This window comes from Gilliamella sp. Imp1-1, from assembly GCF_001690415.1.
Lineage (GTDB): Bacteria > Pseudomonadota > Gammaproteobacteria > Enterobacterales > Orbaceae > Gilliamella > Gilliamella bombi.
Genome location: NZ_LZHK01000049.1, coordinates 80,194 through 93,893, shown reverse-complemented (window position 1 = coordinate 93,893; position 13,700 = coordinate 80,194). Strand labels below are relative to the sequence as shown.

Genomic DNA, 13,700 nt, shown 5'->3' with positions numbered 1-13,700 from the left:
TAGGATAGCGATTTTCGTCCTATTATCAGTGCTGCTTGCTTTAGAATATCGTTTTCCATACGCAGCTGTTTAAGCTCTTTACGCAACGCGATTAACTCTTGTTCTTGTGGACTGCGATTATCTTTTGTTTTAAATGAGCCGCTTTGGCTTGCTTGCGTTATCCAATGGTCCAAAGCTGATGGTGTCAAATCATATTCGGCAACGATTTCACTACGTGATTTACCATGTTGATAAAGACTGACCATTTGCTGTTTAAAATCATCTGTGAATGTTCGTCTTTTGCGTTTAATCTTATTCATATTTGTTCCTTTTTTAGTTGTGATAAGTTTACCTTACCCCTTAAAAAAGTTGTATGATTTAGTGTAGCCGATCCAGGCAAAATATTTTTACGAGAAAGCAGTGCAACTAGGTAGCAAAGAGGCTCAAAACAATCTGGGTAGATTTTATTATATTGGAATTGTTGTTAAAAAGAACTATACCAAAGCTAGAAAACTATATGAACAAGCAGCCAAGCAAGGCAATATATATGCACTGCATAATTTAGCAAATATGTATTACAATGGATTAGGTGGATTAAAAAAAGATTTTGCCAAAGGTGTAGAATTAGACACTCAATCTGCACAAAGCGGAAATCCTGAAGCACAATATAGCTTAGGTTGGTTATATTATAACGGTTCATGGTTTGAAAAAAATTATACAGAAGCTAGAAGATGGTTTCAGTTTGCCGCTGAACAAAATCATGCCGATGCACAATACAATTTAGGTATTATCTATCATCAAGGATTGGGAGTGGCAATAAATACCCATACTGCAAAATATTACTTTCAACAAGCTTGCCAAAACAACCATCAAGAGGCATGTAAACATGTCAAGAAACTTCTTTAATAAAAGAATAATATTGGCAATGGGAAATAACAAAATGGCACTATAAAAGGTATTTAAACTGGTAAACATTACTTTTAAACAATATTGTAAAAATAATATATATCAAGCTTGTCAAAAATAACCTAACACAATTCCCAAATAATAATTATTAGTTCAACGTTTTGGTTATGTATGTGCTTAATGCACATCAAATACATACATAACTAAACAATAGGCAATATAGAACATTACAGCACCAACTATACAGTCCAATATTACCCACATTCTTTTCTTTCTAAATAGCGGTATGAGTAATTTTGCTCCATAACCAAGACTAAAAAACCAGATGAATGAAACACTGACGGCACCAACCAAAAATGCAAATTTTTGTTCATTAGTTAACGTGCCAGCAATTCCTCCAACAATAACAACAGTATCCAAATAGACATGAGGATTGAGTAGTGTAACAGCCAAAGTTGCCAATACAACTTTTAATAAGTTGTTATTGTTAAGAGATTGAGATTCTATTTGCATGCTACTTGTGCCTTTAATTGCACTTTTAAACGCACAAAAACCATACCAAATTAAAAAAATCGCCCCAGAGATTGCTAAAATATTAGTAATTAAAGAATTGCTACGAATAAAAGTACCTACCCCAAAAATCCCTATTGACATTAAAGCCAAATCACAAATAAAACAAATTGCCGACACATAAAAGATATGATTTTTTAATAATCCTTGCTTGAGTACAAATAAATTTTGAGCACCAATAGCAATAATTAAACTAGCCGAAATGAAAGCACCACGTAATATTTCCAATAGCATTTAGTTATAACACCAGAATAAAGATAAGAAAATTTATTAGCTATAAGTTTATAACAAACGTATTGAATTTGTTATTTGTTATTTTTCTCTAACCACAATAGTTTGGTTTTATTTTTGTTTAAATAGAGAATGATCATTCCAATAGCTAACCAAATAATACCGACCATTTTTGCATCGTTATCAATATGTAATAATACAGGTAATAGCACTACAATACCTATAATAGGCATAAAGACGTCTAGAAACCACGAAAACCATCCTTTTGAGCCTTTTTTAAACTTAAAATAGCCAATTACAGATAGATGTAACATGATAAATGCAGTTAATGCTCCAATATCAACAAATGAAACTAAAGTTGGCAACCCTTTAGCATTATTAGCAGCAATAACAACTAAACATAAATTAAATAGCGCTGCAAATATAATAGCCATTGTAGGTACACCACTTTTTTTTCCCACTTTTGCAAAAAATGAAGGTAAACGTTTGTCACGCCCCATACTGAATAAAAGACGACTTGCTGCGGCTTGTCCAACCATTGCTGCAAATGATGCACCAATAGCTTTCATTAAACCTAGCGCCCATCCTAACCATAAATTAATTTCTTGATTAACAATATGATAGTAAACTTTACCTTGTAGTTCTGGATGACTACGCAAATATTCAGGGTTATAAGGGTTTAGTAAGCTACCGACATAAATTTGTAGCACAAATAAACAACCAGCTAAAATTAAACAACATATAATCGCTTTACTAACTAAATTATGAGGTCCGCCATTTTCTTCTGAAAAAGTAGCAATAGCGTCAAATCCCAAATAAGATAGTACAGCAATAGACACAGCATTAAATAAATTACTCCAACTGAATAAATCACCACCAATAAAAGGTAGTAACCAATCTCTGTTACTACCATTAGTGGCTATTATCCAAATACCAACAGATAACACAGCAAGTAATATAATAATTTCAAATATCAAGATGATTAACGTAATTTTAGTCGATTTTCTAACACCAACTAAATTCAGCGTAGTAGTTAACATAACAGCTAAACATGTCCATACCCATATTGGTACTTCGGGAATCAATGCATTGAACGATATACCGCTAAATAAGTACGCAACCGCAGGGATAAACATATAATCAAGTAATAGCAACCAGCCTACTAAAAATCCAGCACTTGGATGAATGCCAATAGAACAATAAGCATAAACGGCTCCCGCATGCGGTAAAGCGTTTGCCATTCTGGCATAAGAAAGCGCGGTAAATGCCATTACAAAAGTTGCTATGATATAAACCAAAGCAACTGCACCATCACTTATCGCATCTAAAACACCAAATAATCCTACAGGTGCTGCTGGACCAATAAAAAGCAATCCCAGAATAACCAAATCCCGGAATCGCATATTTTTATTTAACTGTTGCATAATCATTCTCGTATCACAATTATCTGTAATGATGAAATATTAAATGATTAATTCACAACGTGCTAAGATCAGCTTGTTATTACGTTATAATTATTTGTTATAAAAAAATACTTTAGTGATATTCTTTAACCTCATAGGTATAAGACATTTTTGCTGTTTTACCAAGCATGATAGAGGCACTGCAATATTTTTCTGATGCAAGTTTTACGGCTGTTTCGACTGTTTCGTTATCGATATTAATACCTGTAATAACAATATGAAAATTAATTGACGTATACACTTTAGGGGAAGATTCTGCTTGAGTTTTATCAATATCTATCCAAAGATCACGAACATCTTTTTTTTTATTTTTTAAAATCGCAATAATATCATAAGCCATACAACCAGCTGCACCATGCAATAAAAGCTCCATAGGACGAGCTCCACGATTACGACCGCCATGTTCAATACCGCCATCCATCACTAGCGAATGTCCACTTGCTGTCTCACCTAAAAAACCAAATTCATCAATCCACTTTAAACGATCTTTCATAATTATCTCCTTTAAATTTATCTTTAAACTTCTTATTAGTTACAAATTTATTAAATAACATAATCGTTTTTAACCACGCTGTCATCATTTTGATTATTACTTTATTGATCAAATATGACAATGTTAGTGAACTTTTTACTAAGAGAATCATTAAGATTTTTTAAATTATTCAGGTAAAATCACTGTATTATTTGCAATAAAATATTAGCAATGTGTAATTAAAATCAATGTTTTCATCTTGATTTTTGCTTAACAAATAATTATACAGATTGGTTTCCTCTACTCTAAGGATTGAATATGATTTTTAAGTTTATTATCTTCCTTTTGATAGGATCCTTGGCTAGATTATTAGCTAGTATTTTGGTGGTGACGTATTAGTTATTATGCTAGCAAGCATCTCGATGGCTAAAGTAGGTGTACAACTTGCACAAAAATTATCGATTAAAAAATTAATTAAATTCTTTGGTATATTTTATTATTGCTTGCAACGAAATTAATCATTTCTTAAACATCATTAACAAATAAAAAGGCCGCAAAAGCGACCTTATCAGTTTTGATGCAATACCATTAAATGACTATCTTGCTTCTTTAACTGCAAGTCCTAATTGCCAAACAGCCATTGCATAATGAGTGCTGTGGTTATAACGGGTGATAGTATAAAAGTTTGGTAATCCATACCAGTATTGGTAACGATCGCCCATATCAAGACGCAATAAACTTACCTGCGTATGTCCTTCTAATGAACTTTGTGGTTTTAATCCAGCTTTTGCCAATGTTTCAATTGAATATTTAGTACTAAAACCAGTATCAAGTGATAGTGCTTGGCCATCAGCCATTACAGCCACTTTTTTACCACGTTGCCAACCGTATGATTTAAAATAGCTTGCCACACTACCAATGGCATCAACAGGATCCCATAAATCAATATGCCCATCATGATTAAAATCAACAGCGTGACGTCTAAATGCTGATGGCATAAATTGACCATATCCCATAGCACCAGCAAATGATCCACTCAAATCAAAGGGATCAACGCCTTCATCTCGGCACATAACTAAAAAATCTTCTAATTCGTCAGAAAAATATTGCGCACGTCTTGGATAGTAAAATGCAAGAGTTGACAAGGCATCAATGATTTTAGTTTTACCCATCACTCTACCCCAACCTGTTTCGACACCAATAATGCCAACAATAATTTCAGGTGGCACACCATATTCATTATAAGCACGCTGTAATTCTTTTTGGTATTGATTCCAAAATTCAACACCACGAGGAAGGTTACTTGGTGTAATAAATTTATTTTTATATCGAATCCAAGCGCCATTTGGTGCCGTTGGCGAAGTTGCTTTTGGTGCTTGTTTATCCATTACATTAATTACCCAATCAAGCTTATTAGCTTGAGCAAGCACATTACGGAGTTGTTGACGATTAAAACCATGCTTACTGACCATTCTATCAATAAATTTTTCTTTATCTATGTCTAGTGACGCACTAGCGGTTTTAGATTGATTGTGCTCTTTTTCGAGATAAACACCGCCTTTAACATTTGCATGTCCACGGTGTTCTTTCATGGGAGATGTTGAAGATTTATTACTACTACAAGCTACAAGCAATAAAATTGTACTAATAAAAATGGCAATACGCTGCATAAAAAATCCATATTTTAAGTAATTAAAAATCGACAACATCATAAAATATTTATTGTTATTTAACAATATTTGGGCATGATTCTCCTGCCGAAACTTGTTTAATATTATTTAACGTCGTATCAGAAATATTTAACAATGCTTCTTGTGTTAAAAAGGCTTGGTGCCCCGTAAAAATAACATTATGACAGGAAGATAAACGACGGAACACATCATCTAAAATAACATCATTAGATTTGTCTTCAAAAAAGAGATCACGTTCGTTTTCATAAACATCCATGCCTAAAGCACCAATTTTTGTTTTCTTTAATGCATCAATAGCTGCGGTTGCATCAAGTAATGCGCCACGACTTGTATTGATAATCATCACGCCGTCTTTCATTTTTTGGAAAGAATCTTTATTCAATAAATGATAATTTTCAGGGGTCATAGGGCAATGTAACGTAATCACATCAGATTTTGCATATAACTCATCTAACTCAACATATTGCGCTCCTAATTCAACTGCAACATCATTAGGATAAGGATCATAGGCAAGAATATGCATACCAAAACCTTTCAAAATGCGAATAACTGCTTGACCAATTTTGCCCGTACCAATAACACCAGCAGTACGATTGTGCATATTAAAGCCAGTCAAACCATCTAACGAAAAATTAGCATCACGAGTACGTTGATAGGCTTTATGCGTTCTTCTATTTAACGTCATCATTAAAGCCACTGCATGTTCTGCAACTGCTTCTGGTGAATAAGCTGGCACACGAACCACCGTGATACCTAACTTTTCAGCTTCAGTTAAATCAACATTATCAAATCCAGCGCAACGAAGCGCTAAAATCTTAATGCCATAACTTGCTATTTTTTTTAGTACTTTTTTATCTACTTCGTCATTAACAAATGCACAAACTGCGTCATAACCTTGAGCGGTAACCACTGTTTTACAGCTAAGTTTATGTTCATAATATTCGATATCAAAGCCATATTTTTTATTAGCGATTTCTAAATGTTCTTTATCATAATGTTTACTACTAAAAACAGCCACTCTAATTGAACTTTTCATATTACTACACCCCTTTTAAATGGTAGTTTGTTAATCTCTTAATTTATTATTGACATTAATTTTATACTGAAACACATAGTTACCTGAAACTTTTTAACAAAGAATAGCTAAAATAATGAATCTCTAACTTTTAAAAAGTCATTGCGCATAACTTCCTTATATTGAAAACATGACTTTGGATAAAACAATCAATCTTGGCTTGCAGAATTATTTTTTATATGTTGTGTGCTATGATAACACTTTGCCAAAAACTAACAATAAAGTTAAATAATGAATAGCTCGCAGAATTCACTTTTAAAAACCATTTTTACGACCAAGATGCTAATCTGCATTTTTACAGGTTTTGCTTCTGGTATTCCTTTTTATTTATTATTACAACTGTTACCTGCATGGTTAGAAAGTGATGGTATTAATATCAAAACAATTGGAGCTTTTTCATTAACGCAAATTCCCTATATTTTTAAATTTATCTGGTCACCATTGATGGATAACATTTCTCTCTTTAATTTAGGGAGACGGCGTGGTTGGATGCTTGGGTCCCAAATAATACTTATATTTTCGATCGCAATATTAGGATTTTTTTCACCTTCATTAAATATTTGGTTAATAGCAACCATTTGCTTTATTATTGCACTATTTTCAGCTACACAAGATATTGCACTTGATGCCTTTAGACGAGAGTTATTACTTGATAAAGAATTAGGACTTGGTAATAGTATTCATACCAATGCTTATCGCATTGCAGGTTTAGTGCCAGGTTCATTATCACTAATATTATCAAATACCTTGCCTTGGAATAGTGTTTTTATCATCACTGCATTATTTATGCTGCCTGCTATCATTATGACGCTACTAGTAAAAGAACCAATTAACCAATCGCCCCTAAATCATACTTTTGAAGATATCATCATTAAGCCATTTAGTGAATTTATTACTCGAAATGGACTTAAAACAGCCATATGGATTTTAACATTTATCTTTTTATATAAACTAGGCGACAGTATGGCAACCGCTTTAGCTACGAATTTTTATTTACAAATGGGTTACAGCAGACCCGACATTGGTTGGATTGCCAAAAATGCTTCTTTATGGCCAAGTGTGATTGGGGCATTAATGGGTGGCATTTTGATGATCAAAATAGGCATAAACCGAGCATTATGGTCTTTTGGTGTTGTCCAAGTTATATCAATTTTAGGATTTATTTGGCTTTCGATAGAAGGACCTTTTACTACAATAGGAATATTTCAAAAAACGTTATTAGCCATAGTGATAGGGATTGAATCACTTGGTGTCGGTCTTGGTTCGGCTGCTTTTGTAGCCTTTATTGCTAAAACAACCAATCCACTTTATACCGCTACACAATTTGCTTTATTTACCAGCATTGCTTCAATGCCAAGAACTCTAATTAATGCATCTACCGGTTTTATGGTTGAACACTTAGGATGGACAAACTTTTTTTGGTTATGTTTTATTCTTGCCTTTCCCGGTATGTTATTATTGTTAAAAGTTGCCCCGTGGAATAGCCAATCTTAGGAGAAAATATGGACAAACTAACCCAAGCATTCGACTTTAGACATGCATGTAAAAAATTTGATAATACCAAAAAAATTAGTGATAATGATATTAAATATATTTTAGAAGCGGGTCGTCAATCTCCTTCATCATTTGGTATGGAGCCATGGCATTTTGTGGTTGTTGATAGCCACAAGATAAAAGTTGAATTACGTAATGTTTGCTATAACCAAGAACAAGTTACCAGCTGTTCACATTTTGTAATTGTACTTTACCGCAAAGCCAATAATTTTACGTTACAGAGTGATTATTTGCGACGTTCAATTGCACGCACTTTACCTGATCCAGATAATCAAACTACTATTGACATAGCCTGCCAAGCATTTATCAATTTTTGTGAACAAGGACTCGCTGACGGTTTAACAATTAATCATTGGTCAGAAATGCAAGATTATATTGCTTGCGCCAACATGATGACTGCAGCGGCATTTCGTGATATTGATTCATGTGCTATTGGAGGATTCGATCATGATAAAGTCATCAAGATTCTAGAAAAATATATTCCACAATTTGGTGGCGACTCATTCGGGATAGGACTTTGCTTAGCTTTTGGTTATCGAATTAATGAACCAACAGCGCATATTCGTTGGCCACTTTCAGACTTAACAACATATCTAACTGATAACAGTGAAACGAATTAAACAATAGGCACCCTCAATCACAAAATGGTAATTGAAGGTGTTGATAAAAATAGATACTTATTATTATTCAATTGATTGATAAAGTGCTTCGGCTTCAGATGAAGCTGAATCCATAATAAAGGCAATTCCTGATAAAATATTACCAATCTGAGGATCAGTAATATTTTGTTGTACTGAGTTTAAAATCTCTTGAGCCCAATTAATTTTTGTAAGTACAGCTTCGACACTTTCTTTTGAAGGATTACTCATCTTCTCTCCTACTGTTAGGATGTTAACTAAACCAATAATCAAAAATATCTTATTAAATAATAAAAAATTTGAGATAACGGATATAAGAATAAGAAAATCGCATATTCTAAACAGTAAAAACAAAAACAAAAATTAATGTAGTTTAAATAAAGAATAAATGTATTTAAAATAATTGAAAATAAAAAGATAAACTTTTAGTTTAATAAAAATTAGCGCAATACAAAAAAGCCTATTATGATTACCTATTGCTACAATAAACAATTTTTTTACATTATAACGATTGATAATGTTAGACTTATTGGTAATAAATTGCGTTAATTTTGTCTAAAATCGTCAAAATTTTAAAATAAGTAAGGATTTAAAATGAAAACCAAACATGCTCGCTTATTAATACTTGGCTCTGGTCCTGCCGGTTACACTGCTGCTGTTTATGCTGCACGAGCTAACCTTTCACCCGTGTTAATTACTGGAATGCAAGAAGGTGGGCAACTAACAACCACAACCGATCTTGAAAACTGGCCAGCCGGTGCTCCTGATTTAACAGGACCAGAATTAATGGTTAAGATGAAAGAACATGCAGAAAGATTTAATACCGAAATTATTTTAGATCAAATTGATCGCGTTGATTTTAGCACAAAACCATTTAAGCTTTATGGTAGCGAAACGCAATACTGTTGTGATGCGCTTATTATTGCAACTGGCGCATCAGCACAATACCTTGGTTTACCGTCAGAAGAAGCATTCAAAAGTAAAGGTGTGTCGGCTTGTGCTACCTGTGATGGATTTTTCTATCGCAACCAAAAAGTTGCCGTAGTGGGTGGTGGCAATACTGCGGTTGAAGAAACGCTTTATTTAGCCAATATCGCAAGTGAAGTGCATTTAATTCACCGCCGAGATACTTTTAGAGCAGAAAAAATCTTAATGGATCGTTTAGATCAAAAAATTAAAGAAGGCAAAGTTATCTTACATACTCATCGTGTAGTTGATGAAATTTTAGGGGATAACATGGGAGTAACTGGAGTTAGAATCCGTAGCTCACAAGATCCTAATATTACCGAAGAGTTATCGGTTTTAGGCGTATTTATCGCTATTGGTCACAAACCAAACACCGCCATATTTGAAGGTCAAATTGAACTAAATGGTGGTTATATCAAAGTACAATCAGGCACGCAAGGCAACGCTACTCAAACCAGTGTCGAAGGGATTTTTGCTGCTGGTGATGTAATGGATCATGTCTATCGTCAAGCAATCACTTCAGCAGGTACAGGCTGTATGGCTGCTTTAGATGCAGAACATTATTTGGATAATTTAAAATAAGCAGTAAAGATCTTTATGTCATTAGATAAAAAACGCCAGACCTATCTACTTGGCTGGTTAAAACAGCAAGCAAAAATGCATAAAACTAATTTGCGAGCTTCAATTTTAACCAGCTTGGTTTTAACTATATTAATCATTATTCAATCTGCTTTACTCGCTGTAATTTTGCAAAAAATTATTATTGAACAACACTATTTTTTGGATATTCTGCCTTTTTTTGGCGCACTAGTTGCAGTGTTACTCGGTCGAGCAGGCTTAATTTATCTACGCGAAAAGATCAACTTTGCCATAGGCAAAAAAGTTCGCCAGCAAATTCGACAGCAATTAATTGATCAACTTGAGTTGCATGGGCCTGCTTATTTAAATCAAAGCACGATCGGCGCATGGAGTACGTTGCTTATTGAACAAGTTGATAAATTGCATGACTTTTTTGCCCGTTATCTTCCCCAAATGCGATTGGCAGGCATGGCACCGATTTTAATCTGTATTGCTATCTTCCCATTTAACTGGGCTGCTGCTACAATTTTGCTGTGCACCGCCCCCCTAATTCCTATTTTTATGATTTTAGTGGGAATGGGAGCCGCCGATATTAATCGTCGTCATTTTAAAGCGCTCGCATATTTAAGCGGTCATTTTTTAGACCGTTTAAAAGGACTCAATACCATTCGATTATTCAACCAAGGCGAAAAACAAACTAACGAAATAGCCATTGCCTCTGAAGATTTTCGTATTAAAACTATGCAAGTGCTCAAAATAGCCTTTTTATCTTCAGCCGTATTGGAGTTTTTTACTTCTATTTCAATCGCCATTGTGGCGGTTTATTTTGGATTCTCGTATTTAGGCGAATTCGATTTTGGTGCATATAATGGAACTGTTACTTTATTTGCTGGTTTTTTTGCGCTAATGTTAGCCCCTGAATACTTTCAACCTTTACGTGATTTGGGAACTTACTATCATGCCAAAGCTGAGGCAATCGCAGCAGCAGATAATATCGAAACTTTTTTAAGTAAAAAAATCGCAACAAAACAAGCCAATGATAATATAACAAACATAAAATTGACTGAGCCATTAAAAACAATTGAAGCAAATAATTTAATTGTATTATCTAACGAACAACAACCTATCGTTGGTCCATTATCGTTTAGCTTGCAAGCACCATTTAAATTAGCGCTAATAGGAACTAGTGGCGAGGGTAAAACTTCGTTAATGCAAGTACTACTCGGCTTTTTACCTTATCAAGGCTCACTAAAGATTAATGGTATTGAATTTAATCAATTAGATATTAATGATTGGCAACTGCAAGTAAGCTGGATTGGTCAAAATCCTTACTTGATTAATGGTACTATCCATGAAAATATTTTATTGGGTAAACAAAATGCAACCAACCATGAACTGGATAACGTGATAGCCAAAACCCAATTGACCGAAGTTATTGCTAAATTACCACAAGGAATTAAAACCCAAGTTGGCGAAGATTCGGTACGTTTATCAGTTGGGCAAGCACAGCGGATCGCCTTAGCCAGAGCAATGCTAAAACCCTGTCAATTATTGATTCTTGATGAACCAACTGCTAGTTTAGATAAACAAACCATCAAAAATTTGGATCAGCAGCACATTACCCCTAATAGCATTACAATTACTCATCAAACAGATGACATGCAAGATTTTAAACAGATCTGGCAATTGGCTAATGGTAAGCTACACTGTGATATGGGGGATTTATGCTAGCTATATTACGCCCTTATATCGCACTATATAAACACTATTTTGGGCAAATTTTATTGGGATTATTTTTGTCAATTCTTACCCTATTTGCCAGCGTATTTTTGCTATCATTATCAGGCTGGTTTTTGGCTTCTACCGCTTTTGTTGGCGTTGCAGGTTTGTATACTTTCAATTATATGTTGCCTGCTGCTGGTGTTCGTGCTGCGGCAATTATTCGAACCGCCGCTCGCTATATGGAGCGTTTAGTTGATCATAATACTACATTTAAAATCTTAGCTTATTTAAGAACGTTAGCTTTTCGTAAGATTTTGCCCTTAAGTGCCAATCAATTAGCCCACTACCAACGGGCTGACTTGCTTAATCGCTTTATTGTCGATATTGACGCACTTGATCACTTATACCTAAAACTTTTTTCACCTATTGTAACCGCACTTGTTACCATTGTTGTTTTGTTTGTTGGGTTAGCAAATATAAACTTACCTATTGCGTTAATTATTACTATTATCCTTACAACCACCTTACTTGTGGTTCCGGTCATTTTTTATCAAGCAGGAAAACAACTCGGCAAAACACTAGCTAAACAACAAAGTGAATATCGTTTGTTATTAATTAATTATCTACAAGGACAAGCTGAACTTATCCTATTTAATGCACAACCACGCTATCGTGCTAAACTTGATGAGCTTGAATCAAACTGGCTTTATAACCAGCAACGTCAATCAACATTAATGGCACTATCAAGCGCATTGATTGTGCTGATTGCTGGATTTTTAACGTTGCTTGTTCTATGGCTAATTACCCAATACACCCTATCCCCGTTAGTGGCACTATTTGTATTTGTTAGTCTTGCAAGTGCTGAAATACTCATGCCAATTCCTAGCGCATTTATCTTTTTAGGACAAGTACTGACTTCTGCCACACGCACAACGGCTATTTTTAATCAAACCCCCGACATTCAATTTGTTTCTAAAGGTAAAGCGATAGATTTAACTACGGCAAAATTACAATTTGAACAAATTAATTTCAGCTATCCAAATCAACCTTTTGCGATATTAACTGATTTTTCCTTAATGGTTGAACAAGGTGAACATATTGGAATAATTGGTAAAACAGGTTGTGGTAAATCAACTTTATTAAGCCTAGTGAATCGGACTTGGGAGGCAAGCTCTGGCAATATTTATTTTAATGATACCCCAATAAATCAACTGGATGAAAAAACTTTGCGACAAGCCATTGCAATGGTTCCGCAAGTTATTACTATTTTTAGTGAGACTTTACGGCAAAATTTACTCATTGGTAATCCTAATGCAACTGATCAACAGCTTATTGAGGTTCTATATCAAGTTGAATTGGACAAATTACTAACTACAGAACAAGGTTTAGATATGCTAATTGGACAAGGCGGGCGTACTTTATCTGGCGGTGAAATTCGCCGTATAGGCATTGCAAGAGCATTACTGCATAATTCCCCTTTAATTTTAATGGACGAACCAACAGAAAGCCTTGATCAACAAACAGAACAACAAATTATTCAATTGATAAAACAGACATGTAAAGGCAAAACACTAATCATGGTTACACATCGTTTGACTGATAATCCGCTGTTTGATCGAATTATTTCACTTTGATTAATGGTTTAATTTATATGTCATTCATTGCTGATAAAGGGCAATATTAGCTTTCCGTAATTGTAAAAATTCGAAAGTTTTGCTTATAAAAACGTTCAGATAGACTATTGATTTTATTTGTTTTTAAATTAGATAGTTATAAGAAAGTAGTTTGAATGTGGTCTCTTTTTGGGGTTAAGTTATGATATTTAAAGTAGTTACACGAAACCTTCCCAAAATT

The 13,700-nt window shown here is 34.1% G+C and carries 13 protein-coding genes; 6 read left to right on the top strand and 7 right to left on the bottom strand.

Annotated features, from left to right (window positions below):
• A partial coding sequence (locus tag A9G38_RS05115) for an IS3 family transposase (RefSeq protein ID WP_065623157.1) occupies nt 1-299 on the bottom strand: 299 nt, incomplete at its 3' end.
• Between the two features lie 100 nt (nt 300-399).
• Here A9G38_RS05115 and A9G38_RS05110 point away from each other — a divergent pair.
• Nucleotides 400-885 carry a tetratricopeptide repeat protein gene (locus tag A9G38_RS05110; RefSeq protein WP_051634108.1) on the top strand — a complete coding sequence of 162 codons (486 nt, stop codon included), beginning with the start codon at nt 400-402 and terminating at the stop codon, nt 883-885.
• 177 nt (nt 886-1,062) lie between these two features.
• Here A9G38_RS05110 and A9G38_RS05105 read toward each other — a convergent pair whose 3' ends face one another.
• From A9G38_RS05105 to A9G38_RS05085, 5 genes are all read right to left on the bottom strand, one after another.
• Nucleotides 1,063-1,689 (bottom strand): LysE/ArgO family amino acid transporter, encoded by a 627-nt coding sequence (locus A9G38_RS05105; protein ID WP_034909646.1) that lies wholly within the window; start codon nt 1,687-1,689, stop codon nt 1,063-1,065.
• A gap of 71 nt (nt 1,690-1,760) precedes the next feature.
• On the bottom strand, nt 1,761-3,110 hold the full coding sequence (locus A9G38_RS05100; RefSeq protein WP_218056496.1) for an APC family permease: 1,350 nt from the start codon (nt 3,108-3,110) through the stop codon (nt 1,761-1,763).
• Between the two features lie 112 nt (nt 3,111-3,222).
• Nucleotides 3,223-3,642: an OsmC family protein gene (locus A9G38_RS05095; protein WP_034909652.1), complete on the bottom strand. Its 420-nt coding sequence runs from the start codon at nt 3,640-3,642 to the stop codon at nt 3,223-3,225.
• Nucleotides 3,643-4,217: 575 nt separating this feature from the next.
• Complete coding sequence (mltB, locus tag A9G38_RS05090) at nt 4,218-5,291, bottom strand: lytic murein transglycosylase B (protein WP_034909773.1); 1,074 nt, start codon at nt 5,289-5,291, stop codon at nt 4,218-4,220.
• Between the two features lie 55 nt (nt 5,292-5,346).
• Nucleotides 5,347-6,336: a 2-hydroxyacid dehydrogenase gene (locus A9G38_RS05085; RefSeq protein WP_034909775.1), complete on the bottom strand. Its 990-nt coding sequence runs from the start codon at nt 6,334-6,336 to the stop codon at nt 5,347-5,349.
• A 330-nt stretch (nt 6,337-6,666) separates the two neighbouring features.
• Between A9G38_RS05085 and A9G38_RS05080 the strand changes: the two genes are divergently transcribed.
• Nucleotides 6,667-7,881: an AmpG family muropeptide MFS transporter gene (locus tag A9G38_RS05080; RefSeq protein WP_218056495.1), complete on the top strand. Its 1,215-nt coding sequence runs from the start codon at nt 6,667-6,669 to the stop codon at nt 7,879-7,881.
• Nucleotides 7,882-7,889: 8 nt separating this feature from the next.
• Nucleotides 7,890-8,561, top strand: a complete 672-nt coding sequence (locus A9G38_RS05075) for an NAD(P)H-dependent oxidoreductase (RefSeq protein ID WP_034909655.1) — start codon at nt 7,890-7,892, stop codon at nt 8,559-8,561.
• 63 nt (nt 8,562-8,624) lie between these two features.
• On the opposite strand, the gene A9G38_RS05070 is transcribed toward A9G38_RS05075, so the two are convergent.
• The gene (locus A9G38_RS05070; RefSeq protein ID WP_034909658.1) at nt 8,625-8,810 is read right to left on the bottom strand and encodes a hypothetical protein; all 186 of its coding nucleotides are present in this window, start codon (nt 8,808-8,810) and stop codon (nt 8,625-8,627) included.
• Nucleotides 8,811-9,173: 363 nt separating this feature from the next.
• Here A9G38_RS05070 and trxB point away from each other — a divergent pair, with 363 nt between their 5' ends.
• From trxB to cydC, 3 genes are read left to right on the top strand one after another with little or no spacing between them, the layout of a single operon-like run.
• Nucleotides 9,174-10,127: a thioredoxin-disulfide reductase gene (gene trxB / locus A9G38_RS05065; RefSeq protein ID WP_034909659.1), complete on the top strand. Its 954-nt coding sequence runs from the start codon at nt 9,174-9,176 to the stop codon at nt 10,125-10,127.
• A 15-nt stretch (nt 10,128-10,142) separates the two neighbouring features.
• Nucleotides 10,143-11,855, top strand: a complete 1,713-nt coding sequence (cydD, locus tag A9G38_RS05060; RefSeq protein ID WP_051634109.1) for a heme ABC transporter permease/ATP-binding protein CydD — start codon at nt 10,143-10,145, stop codon at nt 11,853-11,855.
• The gene (cydC, locus tag A9G38_RS05055; protein WP_202961514.1) at nt 11,849-13,480 is read left to right on the top strand and encodes a heme ABC transporter ATP-binding protein/permease CydC; all 1,632 of its coding nucleotides are present in this window, start codon (nt 11,849-11,851) and stop codon (nt 13,478-13,480) included. Before cydD ends, cydC begins: the two co-directional genes overlap by 7 nt.
• Nucleotides 13,481-13,700: the final 220 nt, after the last annotated feature.